The organism is Rhizobium sp. Root708, from assembly GCF_001429725.1.
Classification (GTDB): domain Bacteria; phylum Pseudomonadota; class Alphaproteobacteria; order Rhizobiales; family Rhizobiaceae; genus Rhizobium.
The window spans coordinates 156,019-181,717 of record NZ_LMHV01000001.1; the positions used below are offsets into that span (position 1 = coordinate 156,019).

General features: G+C 61.2%; 25 protein-coding genes. 8 read left to right on the forward strand and 17 right to left on the reverse strand.

The features are described from left to right. Position 1: 1 nt before the first annotated feature. Genes sdhA through sdhC form a run of 3 tightly spaced genes read right to left on the reverse strand, consistent with a single transcriptional unit; the run spans position 2 to position 2,638 of the window. Positions 2 to 1,843 (reverse strand): succinate dehydrogenase flavoprotein subunit, encoded by a 1,842-nt coding sequence (gene sdhA, locus ASE04_RS00760; protein WP_056810394.1) that lies wholly within the window; start codon positions 1,841 to 1,843, stop codon positions 2 to 4. Between the two features lie 7 nt (positions 1,844 to 1,850). Next, a complete protein-coding gene (gene sdhD, locus ASE04_RS00765; protein ID WP_056810397.1) occupies positions 1,851 to 2,231 on the reverse strand; it encodes a succinate dehydrogenase, hydrophobic membrane anchor protein in 381 nt (126 codons plus the stop codon). A gap of 11 nt (positions 2,232 to 2,242) precedes the next feature. Continuing rightward, positions 2,243 to 2,638: a succinate dehydrogenase, cytochrome b556 subunit gene (sdhC, locus tag ASE04_RS00770; protein WP_056810400.1), complete on the reverse strand. Its 396-nt coding sequence runs from the start codon at positions 2,636 to 2,638 to the stop codon at positions 2,243 to 2,245. A gap of 301 nt (positions 2,639 to 2,939) precedes the next feature. Between sdhC and ASE04_RS00775 the strand changes: the two genes are divergently transcribed. Beyond that, positions 2,940 to 3,428 (forward strand): hypothetical protein, encoded by a 489-nt coding sequence (locus ASE04_RS00775; protein ID WP_082597217.1) that lies wholly within the window; start codon positions 2,940 to 2,942, stop codon positions 3,426 to 3,428. On the opposite strand, the gene ASE04_RS00780 is transcribed toward ASE04_RS00775, so the two are convergent. Genes ASE04_RS00780 through tsaD form a run of 5 tightly spaced genes read right to left on the reverse strand, consistent with a single transcriptional unit; the run spans position 3,415 to position 6,888 of the window. Then, positions 3,415 to 4,065: a class I SAM-dependent methyltransferase gene (locus tag ASE04_RS00780; protein ID WP_056810407.1), complete on the reverse strand. Its 651-nt coding sequence runs from the start codon at positions 4,063 to 4,065 to the stop codon at positions 3,415 to 3,417. The two genes, ASE04_RS00775 and ASE04_RS00780, sit on opposite strands and share 14 nt — an antisense overlap. 7 nt (positions 4,066 to 4,072) lie before the next feature. Beyond that, on the reverse strand, positions 4,073 to 4,504 hold the full coding sequence (locus tag ASE04_RS00785; RefSeq protein ID WP_056810409.1) for an EVE domain-containing protein: 432 nt from the start codon (positions 4,502 to 4,504) through the stop codon (positions 4,073 to 4,075). Between the two features lie 2 nt (positions 4,505 to 4,506). Next, positions 4,507 to 4,800 (reverse strand): YciI-like protein, encoded by a 294-nt coding sequence (locus ASE04_RS00790; protein WP_056810411.1) that lies wholly within the window; start codon positions 4,798 to 4,800, stop codon positions 4,507 to 4,509. Positions 4,801 to 4,810: 10 nt separating this feature from the next. After that, entirely contained in the window at positions 4,811 to 5,794 is a 984-nt protein-coding gene (locus ASE04_RS00795; RefSeq protein WP_056810412.1) for an NAD(P)H-dependent glycerol-3-phosphate dehydrogenase, read from the reverse strand. After that, complete coding sequence (gene tsaD, locus ASE04_RS00800) at positions 5,791 to 6,888, reverse strand: tRNA (adenosine(37)-N6)-threonylcarbamoyltransferase complex transferase subunit TsaD (protein ID WP_056810414.1); 1,098 nt, start codon at positions 6,886 to 6,888, stop codon at positions 5,791 to 5,793. Before tsaD ends, ASE04_RS00795 begins: the two co-directional genes overlap by 4 nt. A 73-nt stretch (positions 6,889 to 6,961) precedes the next feature. Between tsaD and hemC the strand changes: the two genes are divergently transcribed. The 6 genes from hemC (at position 6,962) to ASE04_RS00830 (ending at position 12,734) form a co-directional block, all read left to right on the forward strand. Continuing rightward, positions 6,962 to 7,891 carry a hydroxymethylbilane synthase gene (gene hemC / locus ASE04_RS00805; protein WP_056810416.1) on the forward strand — a complete coding sequence of 310 codons (930 nt, stop codon included), beginning with the start codon at positions 6,962 to 6,964 and terminating at the stop codon, positions 7,889 to 7,891. Positions 7,892 to 7,896: 5 nt separating this feature from the next. Beyond that, positions 7,897 to 8,601: a uroporphyrinogen-III synthase gene (locus ASE04_RS00810; RefSeq protein ID WP_056810419.1), complete on the forward strand. Its 705-nt coding sequence runs from the start codon at positions 7,897 to 7,899 to the stop codon at positions 8,599 to 8,601. An 80-nt stretch (positions 8,602 to 8,681) separates the two neighbouring features. Further along, positions 8,682 to 9,893, forward strand: a complete 1,212-nt coding sequence (locus ASE04_RS00815; protein WP_056810421.1) for a COG4223 family protein — start codon at positions 8,682 to 8,684, stop codon at positions 9,891 to 9,893. 3 nt (positions 9,894 to 9,896) lie between these two features. After that, the gene (locus ASE04_RS00820) at positions 9,897 to 11,483 is read left to right on the forward strand and encodes a heme biosynthesis protein HemY (RefSeq protein ID WP_056810424.1); all 1,587 of its coding nucleotides are present in this window, start codon (positions 9,897 to 9,899) and stop codon (positions 11,481 to 11,483) included. A gap of 14 nt (positions 11,484 to 11,497) precedes the next feature. Continuing rightward, positions 11,498 to 11,983: a tellurite resistance TerB family protein gene (locus ASE04_RS00825; RefSeq protein ID WP_056810430.1), complete on the forward strand. Its 486-nt coding sequence runs from the start codon at positions 11,498 to 11,500 to the stop codon at positions 11,981 to 11,983. Beyond that, positions 11,973 to 12,734: a glutamine amidotransferase gene (locus ASE04_RS00830; protein ID WP_056810433.1), complete on the forward strand. Its 762-nt coding sequence runs from the start codon at positions 11,973 to 11,975 to the stop codon at positions 12,732 to 12,734. The genes ASE04_RS00825 and ASE04_RS00830 overlap by 11 nt, the downstream gene beginning before the upstream one ends. Before the next feature lie 5 nt (positions 12,735 to 12,739). Here the strand turns inward: ASE04_RS00830 and ASE04_RS00835 are convergent, their stop codons facing one another. After that, a complete protein-coding gene (locus ASE04_RS00835) occupies positions 12,740 to 13,984 on the reverse strand; it encodes an MFS transporter (protein WP_056810435.1) in 1,245 nt (414 codons plus the stop codon). Between the two features lie 136 nt (positions 13,985 to 14,120). On the opposite strand from ASE04_RS00835, the gene ASE04_RS00840 reads away from it, so the two are divergent. Beyond that, positions 14,121 to 14,411, forward strand: a complete 291-nt coding sequence (locus ASE04_RS00840; protein WP_056810438.1) for a YggT family protein — start codon at positions 14,121 to 14,123, stop codon at positions 14,409 to 14,411. A gap of 131 nt (positions 14,412 to 14,542) precedes the next feature. Here the strand turns inward: ASE04_RS00840 and ppa are convergent, their stop codons facing one another. The 8 genes from ppa to ASE04_RS00880 form a co-directional block, all read right to left on the reverse strand. Then, positions 14,543 to 15,079 (reverse strand): inorganic diphosphatase, encoded by a 537-nt coding sequence (ppa, locus tag ASE04_RS00845; protein ID WP_056810442.1) that lies wholly within the window; start codon positions 15,077 to 15,079, stop codon positions 14,543 to 14,545. A gap of 139 nt (positions 15,080 to 15,218) precedes the next feature. Next, positions 15,219 to 15,725 carry a GNAT family N-acetyltransferase gene (locus ASE04_RS00850; protein ID WP_056810444.1) on the reverse strand — a complete coding sequence of 169 codons (507 nt, stop codon included), beginning with the start codon at positions 15,723 to 15,725 and terminating at the stop codon, positions 15,219 to 15,221. Positions 15,726 to 15,930: 205 nt separating this feature from the next. Continuing rightward, positions 15,931 to 17,748: a translational GTPase TypA gene (typA, locus tag ASE04_RS00855; RefSeq protein ID WP_056810446.1), complete on the reverse strand. Its 1,818-nt coding sequence runs from the start codon at positions 17,746 to 17,748 to the stop codon at positions 15,931 to 15,933. A 125-nt stretch (positions 17,749 to 17,873) separates the two neighbouring features. Further along, complete coding sequence (locus tag ASE04_RS00860; RefSeq protein ID WP_056810455.1) at positions 17,874 to 19,451, reverse strand: alkaline phosphatase D family protein; 1,578 nt, start codon at positions 19,449 to 19,451, stop codon at positions 17,874 to 17,876. Between the two features lie 129 nt (positions 19,452 to 19,580). Then, positions 19,581 to 21,260 carry an ABC transporter permease gene (locus ASE04_RS00865; RefSeq protein ID WP_056810458.1) on the reverse strand — a complete coding sequence of 560 codons (1,680 nt, stop codon included), beginning with the start codon at positions 21,258 to 21,260 and terminating at the stop codon, positions 19,581 to 19,583. 11 nt (positions 21,261 to 21,271) lie between these two features. Next, on the reverse strand, positions 21,272 to 22,231 hold the full coding sequence (locus ASE04_RS00870) for an ABC transporter substrate-binding protein (RefSeq protein ID WP_056810460.1): 960 nt from the start codon (positions 22,229 to 22,231) through the stop codon (positions 21,272 to 21,274). Continuing rightward, positions 22,224 to 23,339 carry an ABC transporter ATP-binding protein gene (locus ASE04_RS00875; RefSeq protein WP_056810463.1) on the reverse strand — a complete coding sequence of 372 codons (1,116 nt, stop codon included), beginning with the start codon at positions 23,337 to 23,339 and terminating at the stop codon, positions 22,224 to 22,226. Before ASE04_RS00875 ends, ASE04_RS00870 begins: the two co-directional genes overlap by 8 nt. A gap of 138 nt (positions 23,340 to 23,477) precedes the next feature. After that, a complete protein-coding gene (locus ASE04_RS00880) occupies positions 23,478 to 25,565 on the reverse strand; it encodes a M3 family metallopeptidase (protein ID WP_056810465.1) in 2,088 nt (695 codons plus the stop codon). Positions 25,566 to 25,699 lie beyond the last annotated feature (134 nt).

The window sequence follows — 25,699 nt, forward strand, 5'->3', positions numbered from 1 at the left end:
CTTAGTACACGCGAGCCTTCGGCGCGATCTTCTGGGGATCGATACCATCAGCGATCAGCTCCGTGTGAACAGGGCGATAGTCGAGCTTGACGTCACCCGCGTCGTTGAGCCAAGCGAGCGTATGCTTGCGCCAGTTTTCGTCGTCGCGGCCGGCGAATTTGCCTTCCGTGTAATCTTCGCGCGCATGAGAGCCACGGCTCTCCTTACGAGCTTCGGCGCCGTAGATCGTCGTGATGGCATTGGCCATCAGGTTCTGCAGTTCCAGCGTTTCGACGAGGTCGGAATTCCAGATCATCGAACGGTCGGTGACCTTGATGTCGCGCATTTCCTGCCAGATCGCCGAGATGCGCTTGCAACCCGATTCCAGCGATTCCTGCGTACGGAACACCGCAGCATCTTCCTGCATGGCGCGCTGCATCTTCTCGCGCAGATGCGCCGTCGGCGTGCTGCCGCTGGCGTGGCGCAGACCATCGAAGCGATCCATGATCTTGTCGCAGGCGGCAACGTTGAGATGCGGGACAGGCGACGCGCGGTCGATGACCTCGCCGGCGCGGATGGCGGCGGCGCGGCCGAAGACCACGAGGTCGATCAGCGAGTTGGAGCCGAGGCGGTTGGCACCATGCACCGAGGCACAGCCGGCTTCGCCGACGGCCATCAGACCCGGAATGATTCTTTCCGGATTGGAGCTGTCGGCGTTGAGCACTTCGCCCCAATAGTTCGTCGGAATGCCGCCCATGTTGTAGTGAACGGTCGGCAGAACCGGGATCGGCTCGCGCGTCACGTCGACGCCGGCGAAAATCTTGGCGCTCTCGGAGATGCCAGGCAGGCGCTCATGCAGCACAGCCGGATCGAGATGGTCGAGGTGCAAGAAGATGTGATCCTTGGCTTTGCCAACGCCACGACCTTCGCGGATCTCGAGCGTCATGCAGCGCGAAACCACGTCGCGCGAGGCAAGGTCCTTGGCCGAAGGAGCATAGCGCTCCATGAAGCGCTCGCCCTCGGAGTTGACGAGGTAGCCACCTTCACCGCGTGCGCCCTCGGTGATGAGACAGCCCGAGCCGTAGATGCCGGTTGGGTGGAACTGAACGAATTCCATGTCCTGCAGCGGCAGGCCGGCGCGTGCCACCATGCCGCCGCCGTCGCCGGTGCAGGTGTGGGCCGATGTCGCCGAAAAATACGCACGGCCGTAACCGCCGGTCGCCAGCACCACCATCTTGGCGGCGAAGCGATGGATCGTGCCGTCATCCAGGCACCAGGCAACGACGCCGGTGCAGCGGCTGCCATCGTCAGACATGATCAGGTCGAGCGCGAAATACTCGATGAAGAATTCGGCGTTGTTGCGTAGCGACTGGCCGTAGAGCGTATGCAGGATGGCGTGGCCGGTACGGTCGGCAACGGCGCAGGTGCGCTGTACCGGTGGGCCTTCGCCGAAGTTCTGCATGTGGCCGCCGAACGGCCGTTGATAGATTTTGCCTTCTTCGTTGCGCGAGAACGGAACGCCGTAATGCTCAAGCTCGTAGACGGCCTTTGGTGCTTCCATCGCGAGGTACTGCATCGCGTCGACGTCGCCGAGCCAGTCGGAGCCCTTGACGGTGTCGTAAAGGTGCCACTGCCAGCTGTCAGGCGTCATGTTCTGCAGAGAAGCGGCGATACCGCCCTGAGCGGCAACGGTGTGCGAGCGTGTCGGAAACACCTTGGTGATGCAGGCCGTGCGGAAACCCTGTTCCGCCATGCCGAGCGTCGCGCGAAGACCGGCGCCGCCGGCGCCGACGACGATCACATCATATGAGTGATCGACGTACTTGTAGGCCTTCCCATTCTGAGCGGGTGAAGTCGGTGCCATGATACGGTTATCCTACGAATGCAATTTTCAGAATGGCGAAGAGACAGAGCCCTGCCATCAGGATCGAGAAGAAGGTGTTCAGCATCAGCAGGCCGATCTTGGCGAACTCGCCGTGTACGTAATCCTCGATGATCACCTGCATGCCGAGCCGCATGTGAATGATGCCGGAGATGACCATCAGCCCCATGACGACGGCAACGAACGGGTTCGACAGGGCGTGAACCACCTCGGCATAGGGTTGGCCCGCGTGAACGATCATGAAGATGATGAAGAAAACGAAGAGCGGCACGTTGGCGACGGCCGTAACGCGCTGACGCCAGAAATGATCGGTTCCTTCCTTGGCCGAGCCAAGGCCGCGAACCTTACCCAGAGGGGTGCGCATATCCATGAGAACAACCTTTAGAAGCGAATGAGGAAGCCGATCACCCAGACCAGCACGGTCAGACAGAGCGATACGACGATCGAAGCCTTGGCCATCCTGGTGGAGACGGCCTTGTCGAAACCATAGCCGAGGTCCCAGACGAAGTGACGAAAGCCGCCGACCATGTGATGGAGAAGCGCCCAGGTATAGCCGAGTAGAACGAGTTTGCCGACGATGCTGCCGAGGATCCAGTTGACCCAGTCGTAATAGGCTTGGCCGGTCGCCGCCGCGATCAGCCACCATGCGATAAGCAGAGTGCCGAAATACAGAGCGCCACCGGTGATGCGGTGGACGATCGACATGAGCATGGTGGGGATTAGTTTGTAAACTTGCAAATGCGGCGACAGGGGCCGGTTATTTGTCACATTCGCCATCAGAACCTCGCGGCGTCTTCTCTGCGCTCCCGGATTTCGGGGCATTCAAAGCAACCACACGAATGACAAAATCCTCTGTGTGCGTTGCATCAAGGCCGACGTTTAATCACGTAAACCCCTAACGACAAGTATAATTGCTAACCCGCCAGAATTTAATCGATTTGCGTCATCGACTTGAACCGGGCCGATTTGGTAGCGCGCCAAACCAGGCGATACTCGATGGCTTGTGGACACGGCGGCACTTTTGGAGCATTTTCGTGTTAACGCTTTGTTAAGCATCCGATTTCCGGAGATAGACACGATGTCCACCACTTCAAGGCTTTTGTTGATCGCCGTTGCGGCAACCGTCGCATTGCCCGCTCTGGCTGGTGATTTCGGCGGCTATCGGGCGCCGCATCAGCGCGGCTTCGATCATCGCAAGCCATTCGCCGTCGGCCATACGGGTTTCTCGGGTCGCCAGATCGCCTTCGAGCGACGGCACCACGACGGTTTTTACGGCCGTCCCGGGCGCAACCGTCTGCTCAAGCAATTCGACCGGCCGGGCCCATCCTATGCCCGCGGCAACGTGACGATCGTCGTGCAGCAATCAGGCTACGGCGCAGGCTTCGGAACCTATGCCGGCTCCTCCTATGCCTATGACATGAACGGCGGAACTTATGTGACCGGCAGCGGCTATCGTCTCTATGCTGCAAGCGCGAAGCAAGCCCTGGCTCCCAAGGCCAAGGTCATCGATGTCACGAAGGGCAATAGCTGCGCCTACGAAGCAGGCGTCTGCGTCATTCGCCCTTGAAGCGCCAGACAACGGTCTTCTTGACATCGCTGTCCTCCAGAGCTCGGGTAACGGGAACTTCGTAGGTCTCGCAAAATATCAGCCGGTCGCGGGGCAGATAGCTTCGTCCCGGATCTCCGACAAGAACGACGACACCATTTGCCGTCAGCCGCTCGAACCAGGGAATGATCTTGGCTGCGAAGTCTTTGTCATAGAAAACATCGCCCGCCAGAAGAACGTCCGCATCGAAATCGCTGCCGACGATATCGGTGGATTCGAACGTCAAATCGGCTGCATTCAGATCCGCATTCAGCGCGACGGCCGTCTTCGCCCATGGATCGATATCGACAGCGGTGACGCCGGATGCGCCAGCCATCTTGGCAGCGATCGCCACCAAGCCGGAGCCTGTCGCAAAATCGACGACCCGCTTGCCTCTGACGATGTCGGGCGTATCCAGCACATACCGGGCGAGCCCCTGCCCGCCAGCCCAGGCGAAAGCCCAGAACGGCGGCGGCAGACCGATCTCGGCAAGCTCGTCCTCCGTCTTCAGCCACAGATCATGCGCCTCGCTTGCCAGATGCAAGCGGATTTCGGGAACATGAGGGGGCGACGAGACGCCGGTATTTGCGCGGATGAAGACGTCTGGATCGGTTTTCAAACGGATATCAGCGTGGAGGGTTGTCGAGCCCGCCCATCCGGCACACCTCAAGCCACTCGTCATCAGTGACCGGCTGAACAGAAAGGCGCATCGACGTGACCAGGGACATTTTGGCGAGCTTCTCGTTTACCTTGACGTCCTTAAGGCTGACGGCCTTCGGCATATCGCGGACGGCGCGGATATCGACGCAATCCCAGCGCAGGTCTTCCTTGGCCGTTGAATCCGGATGAGACAGCGCACAGACTTCCACGATGCCGACGATCTCGAGACCATCATTGGAGTGGTAGAAGAAACCCTTGTCGCCGATCTGCATCGCACGCATGTTGTTTCGCGCGAGATAGTTGCGGACGCCGGTCCACTCGGTGCCTTTCTCGCCAGCGGCCTTCAGCTGTTCCCAGGAAAATGCCGAAGGCTCGGATTTGTAAAGCCAGTGCGCCACGCTCATGCTCCCGGATTGTTGAAGACCCAATTGAACGGCTTTACCTCGACGCTCTCGAACAGGCCGGCCTTTGCGTAGGGATCAGCATCCGCCAAAGCCTTCGCGGCCTCGATCGTGTCCGTCTCGACGATCACGAGGCTGCCGCAGGGCTTGCCTTCTGCGTCGAGAAAGGGACCCGCCATCTTCAGCGTGCCTTCGGCGTTCAGCTTGTTGAGATGTTCAACGTGAGCCGGACGCGCTTCCATGCGTACGTTCAAGTGGCCGGGCTTGTCCTTGCAGAGAAAAGCAAAAAGCATCTTCCGTCTCCTATTCGGTCGTGATCGGGCGCGTCATCAGCTGATCCATGGCATCGGCGATGCCAAGGTTACCATCGATGATGGCGGAAATTGCATCGGTGATCGGCATGCTGATGCCGAGCGATTGCGCAAGATTAGAGGCGACGGCAGCGGCAAACGCCCCCTCGACAAGCTCGCCATGCGCGGGATCGCTGCGGTCGCCACGTCCGAGCGCTATGCCGAAGCGCAGATTTCTCGATTGATGGCTGGTCGCTGTCAGAACCAGGTCGCCGAGACCGGAGAGGCCGCGAACCGTATCGGCCTGGCCGCCCCTTGCGACCACGAGACGCGACATTTCCGCAAGCCCCCGCGAGATCAACGCGGCGCGCGCGGAATCCCCGAGGCCGGCGCCTTCGATGATACCGCAGGCAATGGCGAGAACATTCTTCAGCGCGCCGCCAAGCTGCACGCCGATCCGGTCGGCGGAGGCATAGAGACGAAACGTCCGGCCGGAGATCACATGCGCGAGCCGCTCCGCGGTCGGCAGGTCGGCAGCGGCCAATGCCATCGCAGTGGGCAAGCCCTTGGCGATATCGGCGGCAAAACCCGGGCCCGAAAGAACGGCGACCGGATGACCGGGCAATTCGCGTTCGAGAAGATCGGTCAGCAACATGCCGGTCGTCCGCTCGATACCTTTCGCGCAGGTGACGACCGCGGCACTCTTGGCAAGATAGGGTGCGTATTGGCGGGCGGCATCCGCCTGCGCCTGCGACGGCATGGCAAAAAGCACGATATCGGCATCGCTGACGGCGGATGGCTCGATCGAAAATTCGAGCGAATCCGGCAAGGTAACGCCCGGAAGCGCTGCCTCGTGCAGACGGTCGGCCTTCAGATCGGCAATCAGCGACGGATCGCGACCAATCAACACGGTGGGACCGCGTTCGTTCAGGGCGATCACGGCCGCCAGCGCGGTTCCGAATGCGCCCGCTCCCACCACGGCGATCTTCTCGCTCATGCTTTTGCACCCCGCTTGCCAAAACCGAGAAGGGTTTCCGCATTCGCATCCAGCGGCCAGCGCGACCGCGGCTGGACGTCGAGATCATCGGGTGAGACGCCGTTTGCCATGCGCTCGAGGCCGGCCCAGGCAATCATCACGGCATTGTCGGTGCACAACCGAAGCGGCGGCGCGACAAAGCGGAACCCATACTTGTCGCAGAGCGTCTGCAACGTCTCGCGAAGCTCCAGATTGGCGGCAACACCCCCGGCAACGACAAGCGCCGGCTGGCCGTCCTCCTTGCCGAACTGCATCTTGAAGCGCTCGAGGCCGCGGCCGATCCGATCCTTCAATGTGCGCGAAACCGCGTTCTGGAACGAGGCGCAGATATCCGCGACGTCCTGATCCGTCAGCGGCGCAATCTCTGTTGCAGCCTGCCGCACCGCGGTCTTCAGACCGGAGAACGAGAAATTCAGCTTGCTCTCGCCGACAAGCGGGCGCGGAAACGCGAAGCGTTCCGGGTTGCCGTTCTTGGCCGCCTGCTCCACGGCCGGGCCACCCGGATAGGGCAAGCCGAGCAGCTTTGCCGTCTTGTCGAAGGCCTCGCCGAGCGCGTCGTCGATGGTCGTGCCCCAGCGCTCGTAGTCGCCGACGCCGCGCACCAGAATGAGCTGCGTGTGACCGCCGGAAACGAGGAGCATGAGATAGGGGAACGTCAGGCCATCGGTCAGCCGCGCCGTAAGCGCATGGCCTTCCAGATGATTGATGGCAAAGAGCGGCTTGCCTGATGCCTTGGCGATCGCCTTGCCGGTCATCAGTCCGACCAGCAGCCCGCCAATCAGTCCCGGGCCCGATGTGGCCGCGATCGCATCGATATCCGAGAGCGACACATTGGCACGTTTCAAGGCCTCGTCGATCAAGGTATCGAGCGCCTCGACATGCGCGCGAGCCGCGATCTCCGGAACGACACCGCCATAGGCGCTGTGCTCCTCGAGCTGGCTGAGCACGACGTCGGATCGAACGGTCGGCTGGCCATCGGCATCCCGCTCGACAACCGCTGCGGCGGTTTCGTCGCAGCTTGTTTCAATGCCGAGGATGCGTAGAAAGGGAGCCATGAAACCTGATCGTTGATTGCGATGGGTGTTAAACCTGTTTACGAGGAACTCCGGTAACAACGGATCAATGCGGATGCAAACAAAACCTTTCCGGATCGGCACCAGAGGCAGCCCGCTGGCACTCGCCCAGGCCCACGAGGCGCGCGACAGGCTGATGGCCGCCCATAATCTGCCGGAAGAGATGTTCGAGATCGTCGTCCTGTCGACCAAGGGTGACCGCATCACCGATCGGTCGCTGGCAGAGATCGGCGGAAAAGGCCTCTTCACGCAGGAGCTGGAAGAGAAGCTCTCGGCCGGCGATCTCGATATTGCCGTTCACTCCTCGAAAGACATGCCGACCACCTTGCCGGAGGGGCTTTATCTTTCCGCCTATCTGCCGCGCGAGGACGTTCGAGATGCCGTCATCGGCCGGACCGCGCCGAAGCTGATCGATCTGCCGCATGGAGCGACGGTCGGATCCTCGTCGCTGCGCCGGCAGGCCTTGATTCGTCGCATGCGCCCTGATGTGAAAGTCATCACCTTCCGCGGCCTCGTCGACACCCGGTTGCGCAAGCTGCAGGAAGGTCAGGTCGACGCCACGCTACTGGCTCTCGCGGGACTGAAGCGGCTCGGCAAGGTCGAGGTGATCACCGAGATACTGGATGCCGATACGTTTCCGCCCGCTCCCGCCCAGGGTGCGATCTGTATCGAGAGCCGCATCGGCGATGCACAGATTGATACCCTGCTGGCGCCGATCAACGACATCAGGACATATGACACCGTCTCCTGCGAGCGCGCCTTCCTGGCAGCGCTCGACGGCTCCTGTCGTACCCCGATCGGCGGCTACGCCGTTTGCGAGGGCGATCAGATCCGGTTTTCAGGTTTGATCCTAACGCCGGACGGGCGCAATCAACATGCCGTGACCATCGACGGCCATCGCCGCGACGCACTGGCTCTTGGTACCCGCGCCGGGCAGGACATTCGCGCCCGCGCCGGCAGCAGCTTCTTCGACGATTGGAGCTGAGCGGCATGCGTGTGCTCGTGACCCGTCCTCTCCGTTCGGGCGAGCGCACCGCAGAACGCCTTCGCGACATGGGCCACGAGCCGATGCTTTTTCCGCTGGCGGAACCGGTGCACGATCCGGCCGCCTTGCACGACTTGGCTGGACGCCCCGGTCCCCTGGCGGTCACCAGCGCCGAAGCGATCCGCGCGCTGGCATCACTTCCAATAGTCGCACCCGAGTATTTCGACCGACATGTCTTCACGGTCGGTGAAGCGACGGCCGAGGAAGCAAGGGCTCTCGGGTTCCGCTCCGTCATGGCCTCCGCAGGCAACGGGGCCGATCTCGCCGATATGATATTTTCCGCATCACCCGAGCCCGTCACCTATCTCGCCGGCTCCCCGCGGGCGACCACGTTCGAAGCGCGCGCCAACGATATCGGTCTGCCGGTAATTGTGGTGGAATGCTACCGAATGCGACCGCTGCGGGTCGACCCCTCCGAATTGGCAGAACTGCTGCGCACTCACCGTCCACAAGCGATCCTGTTTTACTCCCGCGAGACGGCCAAGGCCCTCTTTGCGCTCGTCGAACATCAGGAAATCTTGTCGGCGGTCCGCTTCTTGTGCCTCAGCCAAGCCGTTGCCGAAGCCATCCCAGTCTCGCTGCGACACTCTGCCGACATTGCCTCTACGCCGGAAGAAGGTGCCCTTCTGTCGCTTCTCGGAGGCGCATGATTGCCCAAATTTTATCTAAGGTCTTTTCTTAACTAGCATCACTGACTAGTTTCGAACCATTACAGGAAAATGAGGGTCCCATGGCATCAGGAAATCCGCCACGCCACTCGAAAAGTACCGACGAGCCGGTCACCATCGATCTGGATGCGCAGGAAATTGCCTCTGCCAACGACGCTGAAAAGGATCAGCAGGCGCCCTTGGCCGCGACCGAATCAGAAATACCCGGTGCCGGTACCGAACCTCTCCCGAGAGAACCGGACGCGCCGTCCGAAAAACCCTTCAATGGTGCCGACGCTGCCGACGAGCCGCCAGTAGGTCAACACCAAGCCCATGGCAACACCTCCGGCTTGATCGCCGCCGGTATCGTCGGCGGATTGATCGCTCTCGTTGGCGCCGGTGCCATCCAATATGCTGGCTTTCTGCCTGGCCCGTCAGCCACTCCCTCGCAGTCGACCGAGGTGAGCAATCTCGCCGGCGAGATCGATGGGCTGAAGCAGTCGGTCGCCAATCTCGCGGCCTCGCCTCCTGCAACGCCTGACACCAAGCTCGAGGGCAGGATCGCGGCACTCGAAGCAGCCGAGAAGACGGCTGCTCCCGCAGGCGGTGACGGCGCATCCGTCGATGCTCTTAATCAGAAGATTGCTGATCTCACGAGCCAGATCACCCAGTTGCAGACGGCCGTTGCCAGCGTCGGCGCAGAGCGTAATGCCGATGGGGCGGACATCGAGAAGCGCTTGGCCCAAGCCGAAAAGAAATTGAACGAGCCGCGACAGGACGTAGCGGTGGCTCAGGCGATTGCCGCGGCCGCGCTGAAGGCTGCGATTGATCGCGGGGGTCCCTTTGCTGCCGAACTGGATACGTTTGCTGGCGTCTCTCCCGATGATCCGGTCGTCGCAAGCCTTCGCAGCTATGCCGAGACCGGCGTACCCTCGCGCGCTGAACTGATCCGCCAGGTCCCCGACGTCGCAACCGCCATCATCGATTCCGCCAATCAGGCTGATCCGAACGAAAGCTGGTCGGATCGCCTGATGTCGAGCGCGAAATCGCTGGTGAAGGTTCGCCCCGTCGGCAATATCGAGGGCGATAGCGTCGACGCGATTGCGGCGCGCTTGGAAAACAAGGTCAAGAACGGCGACCTGCCCGGCGCATCGGCGGAATGGAATGATCTGCCAGCAGCCGCCAAGCAAACCTCCGCCGCTTTCAAGCAATCGCTGGAAGCACGTATTCGCGTCGAAGAGCTTGTCGGCAATGCGTTGTCGAAGGCAGTTTCCGGCACCGGACGAGAGGGCTGAGGAATGATCAAGCTCGTTATATTCGCTGCTCTCGTGCTGGTACTTGGCTATGGCTTTTCGTGGCTGGCGGATCGGCCCGGCGATCTTTCCCTGATCTGGGAAGGACAACTCTACCAGACGAAGCTTATCGTTGCCGCCAGTGCGCTGATCGCGCTGATCGCTGTCGTCATGGTCGCGTGGTGGCTGCTTCGATCGATCTGGACGTCACCCTATGCCGTCACCCGCTATTTCCGCGCCCGCAAGCGCGATCGTGGCTATCAGGCGCTTTCGACCGGCTTGATCGCCGCGGGCGCCGGCAATGCCCTGCTCGCACGCAAGATGGCAGCGCGTTCCCGCGGCCTGCTGCGCGCCGATCAGGAGCCTCTGATCATCCTTTTGGAAGCCCAGGCGGCCCTGATCGAAGGACGGCATGACGAGGCACGGGCGAAGTTCGAAGCGATGACGGCCGATCCCGAGACGAAAGAACTCGGACTGCGCGGATTGTATCTCGAAGCCAAGCGCCTCGGCGCCAACGAGGCGGCACGGCAATATGCCGAGCAGGCGGCCGACAACGCGCCCTATCTTCCATGGGCAGCCCAGGCGACGCTGGAGTACAGAAGTCAGGCCGGTCGCTGGGACGATGCGATCAGGCTGCTTGAACAGCAGAAGGCCGCCCGTATCGTCGAGAAGCAGGAGGCTGACCGTTTGCGCGCGGTATTGCTGACTGCCCGGGCGACGGAGAAGCTCGAAAACGATCCGGCCGGCGCCAGGGACGATGCGACGCATGCCCTGCGGCTTTCCGCCGATTTCGAGCCGGCCGCCATCGTCGCGGCGAAGGCGCTCTTCCGCGAAGACAAGATCCGCAAGGCCGCTGCAATCCTCGAGCAGGCATGGAAGGCCAACCCGCATCCCGAGATCGGACGTACCTACGTGCGCGCAAGGAGCGGTGATTCCGCCGTCGATCGGTTGAAGCGCGCCGAGAAGCTTGAAGCCTTGCGCCCGAACAATGTCGAGTCGCTTCTGATCGTTGCGCAGGCCGCGGTCGATACGAAGGATTTTGCCAAGGCACGGACGAAGGCCGAGGCCGCCGCTCGCGCCGAACCGCGCGAGGCCGCATTCCTGCTGCTTGCCGACATCGAGGAGGCGGAAACAGGCGACCAGGGCCGTATCCGGCATTGGCTCGCCCAGGCGCTCAAGGCACCGCGTGATCCAGCTTGGGTTGCGGATGGCTTCGTGTCGGACAAGTGGTTGCCGCTCTCGCCGGTCACCGGTCAGTTAGACGCGTTCGCCTGGAAGGTGCCCTATGGCCAGGCTGAAGGCCCTGCCGAGGAAGGTGCGCTCGTTTCCATCGATCAGGCCCTCAGAACGCTGCCGCCGGTGCGCGAAACCCGGCCGGAAAGCCCGGTCAACGACCACCGGATTATCGAGCTCGAGCGGGCAGCCACCATCGCGGAGGCAGCACGGCCCGCACCGAAACCGACCCCGCCGGCAAGGGCGACCGACGATACGCCCACCGAAGCACGCCCATTCTTTGGCGGACGTCCGGATGATCCCGGCGTGCGCAATTCGATGGTGGAACCCGAACCCAAGACGCGGCTTCGCCTATTCTAGAAAACAGGACCCGGATGTTCGAACGATTTCAGGTATTCTTTCACAATCTCACCGCAGACCGCCCAAAAAACAGCTTTGCCCCCGACGATCCCCGCATCGCCGTGGCAGCGCTCTGTATGCAGGTGATGGAAGCTGACGGACAGATCAAGGACAGCGAGAAAAAGCGCCTTCGCAAGCTGCTGAAGGAGCAATACGGGCTGGACCGGAAACAACTCGACGCCTTGATCGCGGCGGGACAGGAAGCCGAGAGCTCGGCGGTGGACTATTACCGCTTCACTTCCGATCTCAAGCGCCATCTGAACAGCGAACAGCGGGTGGAACTGATCGGCATTCTCTGGGACATCGTCTACGCCGACGGCGAACGAAGCGAAATGGAAGACGACGCGATCTGGCGCATTGCCGAATTGCTCGGCATCTCGGCGCGAGAACGGATCCAGAAGCGCCAGGAGGCGGCAAAACGGGTGACCGATGTCACGGTGGTACAGGACGATGCCGACTGACGCTTCACCGCAAGGGGACGACCGGGGTGCAGTGCTGATCGTGCTGCACCAAGAGCGCTCGAGCCCCGGACGAGTTGGCCAGCTTCTGGTCGAGAAGGGATATCGTCTCGACATCCGCCGTCCTGTTCTCGGCGACAAGCTGCCCTCGACCCTTGGGGACTATGCCGGAGCCGTCGTCTTCGGCGGACCGATGAGTGCAAACGATCCCGACGATTTCGTGAAGGCCGAAATCAACTGGCTTGACGTGCCGCTCAGAGAAAAGCGGCCGCTGCTCGGCATCTGCCTTGGAGCGCAGATGCTGGTTCGCCAGCTCGGCGGCAAGGTCCAGTCAAACCAGGATGGTTCGACGGAGATCGGCTGGTATCCTCTGCACGCCACCGAGAAGGGCCGGCGACTGATGCATTGGCCCAAGATGGTCTACCACTTCCATCGCGAAGGCTTCGACCTGCCCCGTGGTGCCGAACTCCTGGCGGAGGGCGACGCCTATCCTAACCAGGCCTTTCGCTACAACGGACACGCCTGGGGACTGCAGTTTCATGCGGAACTGACGCGGGCAATGATGCATCGCTGGGTGGTGCATGGCGCCCATCGCTTCATTCTGCCGAACGCGCAGCAAGGGCGCGAGCATCTGGAAGGGCGCATGTTGTTCGACGCGCCGCTTCGGTCATGGCTCAACGAATTTCTTGATATCGTTTTCGAAGGCCAGTCTTCTAAGGCCGCGATAGAGACGAGGATCGCGCTTCCGGGTTAAGCCGATTAAGAGTGCTCGCGCGAGGGCGCGTCCAGACTGTCGATCTTGCGGAGCTGTGGAAAGCTGGTCGCCCAGATCGCCGCAACGGCAAGCGTGCCGATACCGCCGACAATGACTGCCGGCACAGCACCGAAAACGGATGCCATCGTGCCTGCACGAAACTCGCCGAGTTCATTGGAAGCGCCGACGAACACCATGTTGACGGCGTTCACACGACCGCGCAGCTGATCGGGCGTCCAGAGAGCGATCAGGCTTTCGCGAACATAGACCGAGACCATGTCGGCCGCGCCCATCAGGGCCAGCGCAGCGATCGACACCTCGGTGTTGGTCGAGAAGCCGAAAACGATGGTGCCGAGCCCGAACAGGGCGACACCGATGAACATGTAGACGCCTGCACGATGCTTGAGCGGATAGGCGGCGAGAAACAGCGCCATTACAATCGCGCCGACACCGGGCGCCGAACGGAGCAGACCGAGGCCCCAGGGGCCAAGCGTGAGAATGTCGCGGGCATAGATCGGCATCAGCGCCGTCGCGCCACCAAGCAGCACCGCGAAGAGGTCGAGCGAAATAGCCCCGAGGACGACCTTCTCGGCCCTGATGAAGCGGAAACCGCCAAGGATCATGTCCCAGCTCTTCGCCTCTCCCGTGGTCTTCTGCGCCGGCTTCGGGATCAGGAAAAGCAGGATCGCACCGAGCCCGGCGAACACCACGGCGACGATGTAGGCGGTATGCGGATTGACGCCATAAAGCAGACCGCCAAGCACCGGTCCGGTGATTGCCGCCAACTGCCAGGAAGACGAGTTCCAGGCGATCGCGTTGGAGAGATCCTCCGGCGGAACGAGGTTCGGCGCCAGAGACTGGATGGCCGGTGACATGAAGGCGCGTTCGATGCCGAAGACCAGCAGCACCGCGAAAACCGGAATGGGAGAGAAAGTGCCGGTCACCGTCATCAACAACAGGGCCAGCGTGCAGAGCGCGCTGACGAGAGAGCACACAGCCGCGATCGCCCGCCGGTTATGCCGGTCGGCAACAGAGCCGGTCACGAGGATGAGTACGAGCGACGGCAGGAACTGCACAAGACCGATCAGGCCGAGATAAATCGCGCTCCGGGTCTGGTCATACATCTGCCAGCCAACGGCGACGCTGACGATCTGCTGCGAGAACGACAGCAGGAACCGCGCGAAGAAGAATCGGGCGTAGGACGAATGCCGGAAAGCGGCAAAGCGGTCTCCGGTGGCTGCAAAGGACATTGGCGTTCCAAGAAACAGGGCCGACAACCGCTCGCAGGAGGCCCGTTAAACATGATTTGCTGCGCGTTTTGACACGGCTCTTGCTCGTTTAGTCGCCAATGTCTACATGTCTGTCAACTAAGAACTGGAGACCGCGATGATTGCCCTTTTTCAAACCATTGATTTGGCTTTGAATCTTTACACTTGGGTGCTGATTGCCAGCGCTATTTTCTCTTGGCTCTATGCATTCAACGTCATCAATTCCAGCAACCAGTTCGTCAACTCGGTCGGGATGTTCCTCTACAACGTCACCGAACCGCTGCTTCGACCGATCCGGCGCGTGCTGCCCAATCTCGGCGGCATCGACATTTCGCCGATCATCCTGTTGCTGGTCATCTTCTTCATCCGCTCGCTGATGTGGAACACCATCTTCCCGCTGGTGGCGTGAGCCTTGACCGGCCCGCCCTCGTGACGTGCCGCCGCCAACACGGAATGTAAAAGCCGCATAAGAAAAACCCTCCGGATCGGTGACGACCCGGAGGGTTTTTTCAAAAGCTAGATAAATTCAGATCCGACCGATCAGGCCTTTTCCTTCTTGGCGCGCTCGATCGCCTCGAGGATCAAAGCGCCAGCTTCCTTGGCGTCGCCCCAGCCGAAGATCTTCACCCACTTGCCGGGCTCCAGATCCTTGTAGTGTTCGAAGAAGTGCTCGATCTGCTTCACCGTGATCTCGGGAAGGTCGGTGTAGTCCTTCACCTTGTCATAGCGCATCGTCAGCTTCGGCGACGGCACGGCAATGATCTTCTCGTCCTTGCCCGAGTTGTCTTCCATCTTCAGCACGCCGATCGGGCGAACGTTGATGACGCAGCCGGGAACCAGCGGGCGCGTACTGGCGATCAGAACGTCGATCGGGTCGCCGTCTTCCGAGAGCGTGTGTGGAACGAAGCCGTAATTGCCCGGATAGGTCATCGGCGTGTAGAGAAAGCGGTCGACGACGAGCGTACCGGCTTCCTTGTCCATCTCGTACTTGATCGGGTGGCCCCCGACGGGCACTTCAACGATGACGTTGACGTCCTCAGGTGGGTTCTTGCCAATGGAAACGGCGTCAATGCGCATGCGATACTCCCGCGAGGTGATTGCTCGCAGCCAAATAATCGGTTTCATGCCGCGACGCAACACGGCATTGTAGGCGAAGTTCGGGGAAGGCAATTTCACCGACGGAACATAGCGCCGGTCAAAACCCGTTTCTGCAGGGTCAATTCCAGATGAAGCCGATCTTCTTCAGCTGCTTCCGGTCGAAGGATTCGATGCCTTCGCAATAGTCAACGCCACCGTGGCCGCGATAAAAATCCGCGCCACGATCGTTCTCTTCCAGACACCAGACGACCATCCCTTTGCACCCAAGGGACGTCAGCAGCCTGCGGGCCTCGCCGAAAAGCATGTTGCCAAGGCCAATGCCTTGATATTCCGGGCGAAGATAGAGTTCGTAGATCTCGCCTTCCTGCGGCAATGCCCGCGCCCGGTTAAGGCCCAGCGTCGCATAACCGGCGACGATACCGGCGACATCAAGAACGAGCAGCGTTGCAGGACCGCGGGTTGCCTTGCGCCACCAGTTTTCACCACGGCGTTCGATCATTTGCGTCAACGCGCGATGCGGAATGATACCGGCATAGGTATGACGCCACGCAAGCCTGTGCACCTCCGAGATAGCTCGGGAGTCATGCGGCTCAGCCCGCCGAACATCGATCGACAACGTCTTCATAACGCTTACTCTGGTCCCGTTGTGGACAATTAACCATATGCATCAACGCATTAAGGCTAATTGCCCACAGACTTAACATGTGGACAACGGCTGAAATTTAACGCTTTTTTAACTATTGCGACAAGAAGGATTCGACGAACCGCACAAAATAAAAAACCCCGGCGCCATGGCCGGGGTGTCTAAGTCTTGGATGAGCCTGTTCGACTTAAGCGGACTTCGCCTTCGCGAAGCGCTTGCGGTCGTTGGCGTCGAGATACATCTTGCGCAGGCGGATCGACTTCGGCGTCACTTCCATCAGCTCGTCGTCCTGGATCCAGGAGAGAGCGCGGTCGAGCGTCATGCGGATCGGCGGCGTCAGCTTGACGGCTTCGTCCTTGCCGGCGGCGCGGATGTTGGTCAGCTGCTTGCCCTTGAGGACGTTGACCTCGAGGTCGTTGTCGCGGCTGTGGATGCCGATGATCATGCCCATGTAGACCTTTTCGCCGGGCTCGATCATCATCGGGCCGCGATCTTCCAGGTTGAACATGGCGTAGGCAACGGCTTCACCCGGCGCATTGGCCAGAAGAACGCCGTTGGTACGGCCGCCGATTTCGCCCTTGAACGGCTGATATTCCTTGAACAGACGGTTCATCACGGCGGTACCGCGGGTGTCTGTCAGAAGTTCCGACTGATAGCCGATCAGGCCGCGGGTCGGCGCGTTGAACACCAGGCGAAGACGGTTGCCGCCCGAAGGACGAAGCTCGGCCATTTCGGCCTTGCGCTCGGACATCTTCTGAACGACGACACCGGAATGCTCTTCATCGACGTCGATGACGACTTCTTCGATCGGCTCCATCAGCTGGTCGTTCTCGTCGCGGTGCATGACAACACGCGGACGCGACACGGCGAGCTCGAAGCCTTCGCGGCGCATGGTTTCGATCAGAACGGCAAGCTGCAATTCGCCGCGACCGGAGACGTAGAACGAATCCTTGCCTTCGGCTTCTTCGATCTTCAGAGCGACGTTGCCTTCGGCTTCCTTGTAGAGGCGGTCACGGATGACGCGCGAGGTAACCTTGTCGCCTTCGGTGCCGGCCAGCGGGCTGTCGTTGACGATGAAGGACATGGTGACGGTCGGCGGATCGATCGGCTGCGCCTTCAGCGCTTCGGTGATCGCAGGATCACAGAAGGTATCGGCAACCGTGCCCTTGGAGAGGCCGGCAATCGCGACGATGTCGCCTGCATGCGCTTCGTCGATCGCGGTACGCTCGATGCCGCGGAAAGCGAGGATCTTCGAGATACGACCGTTTTCGATCAGACGACCGTCCTGGCCGAGAACCTTGACGGCCTGGTTCGGCTTGATCGAGCCGGAATTGATACGGCCGGTGATGATGCGGCCGAGGAAGGGGTTGGCTTCCAAGATCGTGCCGATCATCGTGAACGGGCCCTCGGCGACCGTCGGCTCCGGAACGTGGCTGAGCACGAGGTCGAGCAGCGGTGCGAGACCCTGGTCCTTCGGGCCTTCAGGCGCAACGTTCATCCAGCCATCGCGACCCGAACCGTAGAGGATCGGGAAATCGAGCTGTTCGTCGGTCGCGTCGAGGCTGGCGAAGAGGTCGAACACTTCGTTGATGACTTCCTCGTGGCGGCCATCGGGACGGTCGATCTTGTTGATCGCGACGATCGGCTTCAGGCCGACCTTCAGCGCCTTGGAGACCACGAACTTGGTCTGCGGCATCGGGCCTTCCGAGGAGTCGACCAGAACGATCGCGCCGTCCACCATCGACAGGATACGCTCGACTTCGCCACCGAAGTCGGCGTGGCCGGGGGTGTCGACGATGTTGATGCGAACACCCTTCCACTCGACCGAGGTCGCCTTGGCAAGGATCGTGATACCGCGTTCCTTTTCCAGATCGTTCGAATCCATGACGCGTTCCGCAACGCGCTGGTTGTCGCGGAACGAGCCGGACTGTTTCAGGAGCTCGTCAACCAGGGTCGTCTTGCCATGGTCAACGTGCGCGATAATCGCGATGTTGCGAATTGCCATATGTTCAAATCTCTGAGGCTGGGGCGCCGCGCTGGGAGAAGGCGCCAATTTCATTTGGGCGGCTCATACAGTGTTTTTCGCCTTTGCGAAAGGGGGGAAAGCCGGATTGCTGCCATGCATGGACATCAACTCGATATCTGCGGATCGAGCGTCGTCCGCCATAGTTCGTTATCGTTCCGATCCATCAGTCTCACGGTCAGTTGCTCGGTCTGCCCATCGATGTCGACAAGCCCGAAGAACTGCATGCCGGCTGAGGGCGGCAGGTTCTGCTCCGCACCGCCGGGTGCGGCTTTCATGAATTTCACCTGCGGGCCGAAGGTCATATCGAGTTCCTGCGGACCATAGGTTCCCGAATGCAGCGGGCCTGCGACGAACTCCCAGAACGGCAGGAATTCGCGGAACTTGGCCTTGCCGGGATCGTAGTAATGCGCAGCCGTGTAGTGCACGTCCGCTGTCAGCCAGATCATGTTCGCTATGCCGGCATCGCGGATAAAGCGCAGCAGATCGGCGAACTCCAGTTCGCGACCGCGCGGGGCGCCATTGTCGCCATTGGAGATCGACTCGCTGCCCGTCCGATGACCATAGTCGTCCCAGATCACCAGCCCGATCGGCAAATCGAACGCGATTACCTTCCAGGTCGCCGTCGAGCGGACCAGCTCGCGTTTCAGCCACGCCACCTGGCGCTCGCCCAGAAGCCGACACTCCGGCGTCGGCTCGGTATCGAGCCCATGACTGTTCGGGCCCCGATAGGAGCGCAGATCGATGAAGAAGACGTCGAGCAGCGGACCGTAAGGTACCTTGCGGTAGATCCGTCCGGGCTCATCGGCCACGTAGCGGATCGGCGTCATCTCGTGGAAAGCCCGGCTGGCACGGGCGGCAAGCGTGGCGATCGATTTTTCCTTGTAGCGACCGTCATCACGAAGGTCGGTCGAGGGCGACCAATTGTTCAGCACCTCGTGATCGTCCCATTGATAGAAGACGGGACAGACCGCGTTGAACGCCTTCACGTGATCGTCGAGCAGGTTATAGGCCCACTGGCCGCGAAACTGGTCGAGCGTCTGCGCGATATCGCGCTTTGCTTCAGTGACGATACGGTTCTTCCAGACGCCGCCGTCCCGCAGCCTGACCTCATCGGCAACAGGATTGTCCGCGTAGATGGTGTCGCCGGAATGAATCATGAAATCCGGGCGATGGTAAGCGATCGTCGAATAGGTCCGCATCCCCTCGTCGTCGATGCCCCAGCCCTGGCCGGCCGTATCGCCGGACCATGCAAAACGGATGCTGCGTTTGCCCGTGGGGGCCGTGCGAAACTGCCCATGGATAGGCTCCGACAGATCGTTGACGTCCTGCAGGTCGGCCGCGCGAAAGCGATAGAATATCTCCTGATCGTCAGGGAGGCCCTGAAGCAGCAGCTTTCCCGCAAGATTGGTCTCGGGCGTCACGTCCAGAGGCGCGACGCGCACCGCGTTGGCGAACCGGTCGCTCGTCGAATATTCCAGATGCAGCCGTGCCGGCCGGTTTACCTGCGCCCAGACCACACCGGAATTCGCATCGACGTCGCCGGATTGCACGCCTGACGTAAAGACCGGGCGGCTGGACGAGCCGCGCGCGTAATAGGGCATCGCCAACCCGGCCAGTGCAAAGCCGCCAACCGCACCCATGGATGAGAGGAAGCGTCGGCGGGTCGTGTCAGTCAATCTCATGCCAAGGTCTATCCGGCTAACGGGAGGGCCGAACCTATGGCGACTGTCATGTCATCCTCTTGAAGGCGGCATGACGGTTTTTCGAAACTTCAGCGACAGTTTTGTTACGAGAGCGCCGCTGGCGAGCTGCTATTCTGCCACCAAACCACTGCGGCGAAGCAGCGTCAGCAACAGGAGTGGCAATAGCGTCGTGATAAGGATGGCGATGAAAGCCATCGCCATGCCGAGCCCGATTGACCCCTGCTCGAACTGGCGCCAGATGAAGGTAGCGATCGTCTGCATGCCGACAGGAGCAATGACGACCGAGGCCACCAGTTCGCGCGAGGCAAGCGCGAAGACCAACAGCATCGCCGAAGCAAGGCTCGGGAAGACGAGCGGCAGGAGGATGCGGCGGAAGGCGGTTACTCCGCTGGCGCCGAAGACCCGGGCTGCGGCTTCCAGGCTGTCCCCGATCTGCTGGAAGGCCGCCGTCGTGTAGCGCACCGGCTGCGGCAGCAGGATGCAGCAATAGGCAAGCAGCAGGATGAACGCCGTGTTGTAGGGGGTTGCCGGCAGCCAGGGCATGTTCCAGGCAAGGATCAGCCCGACGGCAACGACGATGCCCGGCAGCGCATTCGGCAGGATCGTCATCGTGTCGATGGCCACGCGGCCGCGAATCTTCGTCTTGACCACGGTATAGGCGGCCAGAACGCCGATGAGGCCGGTAATCAACGCCGTACCAATGCCCAGTGAGAAGCTGTTGAGAAGCGCCCCTAGAGCGCCGGCGCTGTTGTTGAAGACGGATAGGAAGTTCTCGGCGCTGATGTTGTCAAGCGCCAGACCACCTGAGATCGTCCGAGACAGCGCCGTGAACAGGATCGACAGCAGCGGCACGCCCGTCGCCAGGAAGGCAACGACAGCAAAGGCGATCATCACGGGAACCTTCATCGCGCCGAGAGGCCGCTTGTCCTTGGCAGAAGGTTTGCCGCCCACCGTCTGATAGGACCGGCGAGCCAGGATCCATCGCTGTAGCAGGAATGTCAGCAGAGACATGACCACGAGTAGGATCGACAGGATCGCCGCCCCCGGCAGATCGATCGGCCAATCCGAGATCCGCAGGTCGATGCCGGTCACCAGCACCTGGAAGCCGGCGCGACGACCAAGCGCTGCCGGCGTGCCGTATTCCTCGATCGCTGCGGCAAAAACCAGCATCAGGCTGGCAACGAGCCCGGGCGCCGACAGCGGCAGCGTGATCCGAAAGAAGGCGCGTGTCGGCGACGCGCCAAAGACGCGGCCGACATCCGCATAGCGCGCGCCAACCGCCTCGACCGTGCGCGATACGGCGAAATAGACGACCGGAAATGTATTGAAGGCCATGACCATGGTCATGCCGAATAGCGAGAAGAGAAATGGCGCCAGATTGAATCCCGCGATCTGCTGCAGATAGCCGCGCGGCTGCAGCGTCATGATCCAGCCGAGCGTTGCGATATAAGGCGGGATCATGAATGGAACGAGCAGCAGCACATCCCAGAGCGGCGCGAGCGGGATGCGATAGAGTGCCCGAAACACCCCGAGCGGCACCGCCACCAGCGCCGAGGCCAGCACCACGCAGCTGCCGAGCAGAATGGTGTTGCCAGCCATGCCGATCAGCGCGCTATCGAAGAGCGTCGCAACAAACGAGGAGAAAGGGCCCGCGAACGAGCCCTGTCCGATGTTGGGGAAGATGCCCTGAAGCACAACGGCGATGAATGGAACGGCGACGATAACAGTCAATCCTGCGATCGCCAGCCAGGCGGCCGGCGCAGCACCGCTACTATCCTTCGTCCTCATCGCCGCTGCCCTTACTTGCCGCCGAACGTGTCGGTGACCTGCTTCAGCGTTTCCTTCCGCTTGCCGTAAACGGCTGCGGTGTCGTACTTCAGCAGCTTCAGATCGCTGATCAGCGGACGGTTGGCCGGAATGTCGCTACGAGCCGGCATCAGCATCTGGTCGGCAACGAGCTTCTGGCCCTCGTCGGAGAGCATGTAGTCGATGAACTTCTTGGCCTCATCCTGGTTCTTCGACCAGTTGAGGATCATGGCCGGACGCGGCGCGATGACGGTTCCGGAGGCCGGGAAGATCACATCGATGGCCTCGCCCTTTTCCTTGGCATTGAGCGTGATGTAATCGACGGCGCCGAAGACGGCAGCCTTCGCGCCCTGCAGAACCGGGTTCAGAGCTTCGGCATTGGCGCCGGCGATGATCGCGCCGTTGTCCTTCAGATCCTTGAAGAGCTTGAAGCCGTCCTGGCCGGCAAGAGCCGCGGTCAGCTCGAAGGACGAGCCGGACTGCGCCGGATCCGGAATGTTGACCATGTCCTTGTATTCGGGCTTCGTCAGGTCGGTCCACTCGGCCGGCTTCGGCGTACCGCTCTTGGTGTTCCAGGCGATGCCGAGCGCCGAAATGCCTTGGGCAACGGCCGTGTCGGTCTTCAAAAAGTCAGGAACCTTGGCCGCGTTCGGGCTGGTGTAGGATACGAGCCAGCCGCGCTTGGCGAAGTCGGTCGCCGTATCCCAGGAAGCCGAGATAAGAACGTCGACAACAGGGTTCGAGGCTTCGGCCTCGATACGGGCCATGACCTTGCCGGTCGTTGCCTGGAAAACATTGACCTTGACGCCGGTCTGCTTGGTGAAGCCGGCGGACAGCTTGTCGATCAGTCCCTGCGGACCGGCAGTGTAGACCGTGATGTCGGCATGGGCGACGCCCGCCATCAGCGTTGCGGCGAGAACGCCGAAAGTGATGCTCTTCAACGACTTAAGCATGCTCCAAATTCTCCTCTTTGGACGGATAAACCTGTTTGCCGAACCAGCGGATCTGGCCGGGATCGATCGACAGACCGATAGCCTCGCCGGGTCGCAGCTTGGCGCGGCTCAAAACCTGCAGTTCTATCTTTTCGGCGCCGACCAGTGAGACGGTCGCCAAATGGCCATCGCCGCGGAACTGCGAGCGCAGCACGGTTGCGGCAAGCGTGCCCGGCAGGATCTCGCCGGTGGTGATCGACCCAGTGGGGATGAGGACGCGAACGGCACAATCGACGCCATCGACGCCACGCAGCAATGCGAGGCTGCTGCCTTTGAAGAACCAATGTCCATCGCGATATTCGAGCTCGGCGACACCGCCGAGGCGCAGGAAGTCGGCGACCTCGGGCGTTGCGGGCTTCTCGATCAGTTCGTCGGGCGATGCCAGCTGCTCGATCAGCCCGCCACGCATGACAGCGACGTCGTCCGCTAGGGTCAGCGCCTCGCTATGATCGTGAGTGACGTAGATTGCCGTCAGACCAAGCGTCGCGATCAACTCGGCCAGTTCGCCGACCATGTTTTCGCGCAGTTCGCGATCGAGATTGGACAGGGGTTCGTCGAAGAGAATGAGCTGCGGTTCGGCAACGATCGCTCGTGCGATCGCAACACGCTGCTGCTGGCCACCGGAGAGATCGCTCGGCCTGCGGTCTGCATAGGCGCCAAGACCGACACGTTCCAACGCCCGCATCGTCCGGGACTGTCGCTCGGATTTGCCGACACCGCGCATTTCGAGCGGAAACGAGACATTGCCGCCGACCGTCATGTGCGGCCACAGCGCATAGTCCTGAAACACCATGCCGAGGTTGCGCCGTTCCGGCGGCGAAAAGGCGCCGCTTGCGGCATCGGCAACCGTGTGGCCGGCAATAGCGATCGAGCCCTTCGTCGGCGCGAGCAGTCCGGCGACGAGCCTGAGAAGAGTGGTCTTTCCGCAGCCGGACGGCCCCAGCAGCGCCAGCGTCTTGCCCTTGGAAAGCGAGATATCAATGCCCTTCAGAACGGGCGTCGCCCCATAATGCAATTCCACGCCGGCCGTCGAAACGGCCGCATTGGTCTCTGAAGGTGGAGAGGTCATGAAAAACCGGCATCGGTTGAAAATCGATGCCGGTTGCTTATTAAGCTTCAGTGACAGTCATGTGACGAAGACGACAAGAAGCCGTCTTCAATCAATACTTTAGCCGTCGCGCATCGATGACGCGCAACACGTGCCGTCTCAAGCGTCGCTACCCGACAGTTCTTCAAACGTCGCCAGGCCCTTCTTCACCAGCATGGCATCCGGGCTCGGCAACTTGCCGCGGAAAGCCTTGTAGGCATCTTCGGGGTCGATGGCGCCACCGACGGAATAGATGTTGTCCTTGAGCTTGGCCGCCATCTCGCGATTGAAGGCATCGCCGGTTTCCTCGAATGCGGCAAAGGCGTCCGCATCGAGAACCTCGGACCACATGTAGGAATAGTAGCCGGCTGAATAACCACCCGAGAAGATGTGCTGGAAGTGTGGCGAGGCATGCCGCATGACGATCGACTTCGGCATGCCGAGCGCCGACAACACCTCGGTCTGCACCGCCATCGGATCCTCGACCTTGTCGCGGGTATGAAACGCCATGTCGACGAGCGCGGACGAGGTGAACTCGACCGTATTGAAGCCGGAGTTGAACGTCCGTGCTGCCAGAACCTTGTCGAGCAGGGCCTGCGGCATCGGCTCGCCGGTTTCGAAGTGCACGGCATATTGCTTGAGGATCGCGGGCACCGTCAGCCAATGCTCGTAAAGCTGCGACGGCAGCTCAACGAAGTCGCGCGAAACGCCCGTGCCCGAAACCGAGGGGTAGGTGACGTTCGACAGCATCCCGTGCAGCGCGTGGCCGAACTCGTGGAACAGCGTGCGCGCGTCGTCGAGCGACAGCAGCGCCGGTTTGCCCTCGGCGGGTTTGGCGAAATTGCAGACATTGTAGATGATCGGCAACTCGCCGCTCCGGCCGTTCTTCAGCGGCAGCTTGTGCTGCGACTGGAACGAGCTCATCCAGGCGCCGGAGCGCTTCGAGCTGCGGGCGAAATAGTCGCCGAGGAAGAGCGCCACCAGCTTGTCTTCCCGATCGCGGATCTCGAACACGCGCGCATCGGGATGATAGGCCGGAACACCCTTCTTCTCGACGGCGCGAATGCCGAACAACCGGCCGGCAACATCGAAGCAGGCGTCGATGATTTTCTCTAGCTGCAGATAAGGCTTCAGCTCAGCCTCGGAGAAATTGAACCGCTGCGCCCGGATCTTCTCGGCATAATGCCGCCAGTCCCAGGGCATGACGTCGTGGTTCTTGCCTTCGTCGGTGATCAGTTTGGCGATGTCAGCCTCTTCCTCACCGGCGCGCGTGACCGCCTTTGCCCAGACTTCCTTGAGCAGGTGGTTCACGGCGTCAGGCGTCTTCGCCATCGTGTTGTCGAGCTTCAGTTCGGCGAAGTTGCCGTAGCCGAGGAGCTTTGCCACCTCGTCGCGGAGCGCGAGCGTATCCCTGATAATGCCGCGATTGTCGGTGGCACCATCGTTCGCGCCGCGTGCGACCCAGGCCTTGAAGGCCTGTTCCCGCAGCTCCCGCCGCTCCGAGAAGGTCAGGAACGGTTCGATGATCGAGCGCGACAGCGTCACGGCAAACTTGCCCTCTTCGCCACGCTCGCGCGCAGCCGCCGCCATCGCATCCTTCAGAAACTCGGGAATACCGGCGAGATCCGGGCCGTCGGAAAGGATCAGCGCCCAGCTCTTCTCGTCGGCAAGCACGTTCTGACCGAACTGGGTACCGAGGCCGGCAAGCTTCTCGTTGATCCCAGCAAGCTTCTCCTGCTCAACCTTCGGCAGCTTCGCGCCCGATTTGACGAAGCCCTTCCAGTGCCGCTCCAGAACCCGCGTCTGCTCCAGCGTCAAGCCAAGGCTTTCGCGCGCTTCCCACAAGGCATCGATGCGAGCAAACAGCGCCGCATTCATGCCGATCTTGGAATAGTGGCGCGACATCTTCGGCGAGATATCCCGCTCCAGCGCCTGGATCGTATCGTTGGTATGCGCGCCCGCCCGGTTCCAGAACAGCGCCGAAACGCGAGACAGTTCATCACCCGCGATCTCGAGAGCAACGACCGTGTTCTCGAATGTCGAGGCCTCGGGATTGCCGGCGATCGTGTCGATCTCTTTGTCGTGCGCGGCGAGTGCTGCATCAAAGGCAGGAGCAAAGTCGCCATCATGGAGAGCATCGAAACGCGGCAAGCCGTGGAGACCGTTCCATTCGACGAGTGCCGGGTTGAATTCTGGTGTGGAAGGCATTCGGAAATCCTTTGTGGCAGGCAGCGGAACAGGCAATATAGGGACGCACATCCGCAATTGGTATTGCCGATCAGATGCACATCTTCTGGCCGGACTACCAAAAGTTCACGGCAAGAAATGATGCATAAGAATTA

What these genes read in the sequence shown, in the direction of transcription:
- sdhA (WP_056810394.1), bottom strand. Translation starts at nt 1,843, where the DNA reads ATGGCACCGACTTCACCCGCTCAGAATGGGAAGGCCTACAAGTACGTC.
- sdhD (WP_056810397.1), bottom strand. Translation starts at nt 2,231, where the DNA reads ATGGATATGCGCACCCCTCTGGGTAAGGTTCGCGGCCTTGGCTCGGCC.
- sdhC (WP_056810400.1), bottom strand. Translation starts at nt 2,638, where the DNA reads ATGGCGAATGTGACAAATAACCGGCCCCTGTCGCCGCATTTGCAAGTT.
- ASE04_RS00775 (WP_082597217.1), top strand. Translation starts at nt 2,940, where the DNA reads ATGTCCACCACTTCAAGGCTTTTGTTGATCGCCGTTGCGGCAACCGTC.
- ASE04_RS00790 (WP_056810411.1), bottom strand. Translation starts at nt 4,800, where the DNA reads ATGCTTTTTGCTTTTCTCTGCAAGGACAAGCCCGGCCACTTGAACGTA.
- ASE04_RS00795 (WP_056810412.1), bottom strand. Translation starts at nt 5,794, where the DNA reads ATGAGCGAGAAGATCGCCGTGGTGGGAGCGGGCGCATTCGGAACCGCG.
- tsaD (WP_056810414.1), bottom strand. Translation starts at nt 6,888, where the DNA reads ATGGCTCCCTTTCTACGCATCCTCGGCATTGAAACAAGCTGCGACGAA.
- hemC (WP_056810416.1), top strand. Translation starts at nt 6,962, where the DNA reads ATGCAAACAAAACCTTTCCGGATCGGCACCAGAGGCAGCCCGCTGGCA.
- ASE04_RS00810 (WP_056810419.1), top strand. Translation starts at nt 7,897, where the DNA reads ATGCGTGTGCTCGTGACCCGTCCTCTCCGTTCGGGCGAGCGCACCGCA.
- ASE04_RS00815 (WP_056810421.1), top strand. Translation starts at nt 8,682, where the DNA reads ATGGCATCAGGAAATCCGCCACGCCACTCGAAAAGTACCGACGAGCCG.
- ASE04_RS00820 (WP_056810424.1), top strand. Translation starts at nt 9,897, where the DNA reads ATGATCAAGCTCGTTATATTCGCTGCTCTCGTGCTGGTACTTGGCTAT.
- ASE04_RS00825 (WP_056810430.1), top strand. Translation starts at nt 11,498, where the DNA reads ATGTTCGAACGATTTCAGGTATTCTTTCACAATCTCACCGCAGACCGC.
- ASE04_RS00830 (WP_056810433.1), top strand. Translation starts at nt 11,973, where the DNA reads ATGCCGACTGACGCTTCACCGCAAGGGGACGACCGGGGTGCAGTGCTG.
- ASE04_RS00835 (WP_056810435.1), bottom strand. Translation starts at nt 13,984, where the DNA reads ATGTCCTTTGCAGCCACCGGAGACCGCTTTGCCGCTTTCCGGCATTCG.
- ASE04_RS00840 (WP_056810438.1), top strand. Translation starts at nt 14,121, where the DNA reads ATGATTGCCCTTTTTCAAACCATTGATTTGGCTTTGAATCTTTACACT.
- ppa (WP_056810442.1), bottom strand. Translation starts at nt 15,079, where the DNA reads ATGCGCATTGACGCCGTTTCCATTGGCAAGAACCCACCTGAGGACGTC.
- ASE04_RS00850 (WP_056810444.1), bottom strand. Translation starts at nt 15,725, where the DNA reads ATGAAGACGTTGTCGATCGATGTTCGGCGGGCTGAGCCGCATGACTCC.
- typA (WP_056810446.1), bottom strand. Translation starts at nt 17,748, where the DNA reads ATGGCAATTCGCAACATCGCGATTATCGCGCACGTTGACCATGGCAAG.
- ASE04_RS00860 (WP_056810455.1), bottom strand. Translation starts at nt 19,451, where the DNA reads ATGAGATTGACTGACACGACCCGCCGACGCTTCCTCTCATCCATGGGT.
- ASE04_RS00865 (WP_056810458.1), bottom strand. Translation starts at nt 21,260, where the DNA reads ATGAGGACGAAGGATAGTAGCGGTGCTGCGCCGGCCGCCTGGCTGGCG.
- ASE04_RS00870 (WP_056810460.1), bottom strand. Translation starts at nt 22,231, where the DNA reads ATGCTTAAGTCGTTGAAGAGCATCACTTTCGGCGTTCTCGCCGCAACG.
- ASE04_RS00875 (WP_056810463.1), bottom strand. Translation starts at nt 23,339, where the DNA reads ATGACCTCTCCACCTTCAGAGACCAATGCGGCCGTTTCGACGGCCGGC.
- ASE04_RS00880 (WP_056810465.1), bottom strand. Translation starts at nt 25,565, where the DNA reads ATGCCTTCCACACCAGAATTCAACCCGGCACTCGTCGAATGGAACGGT.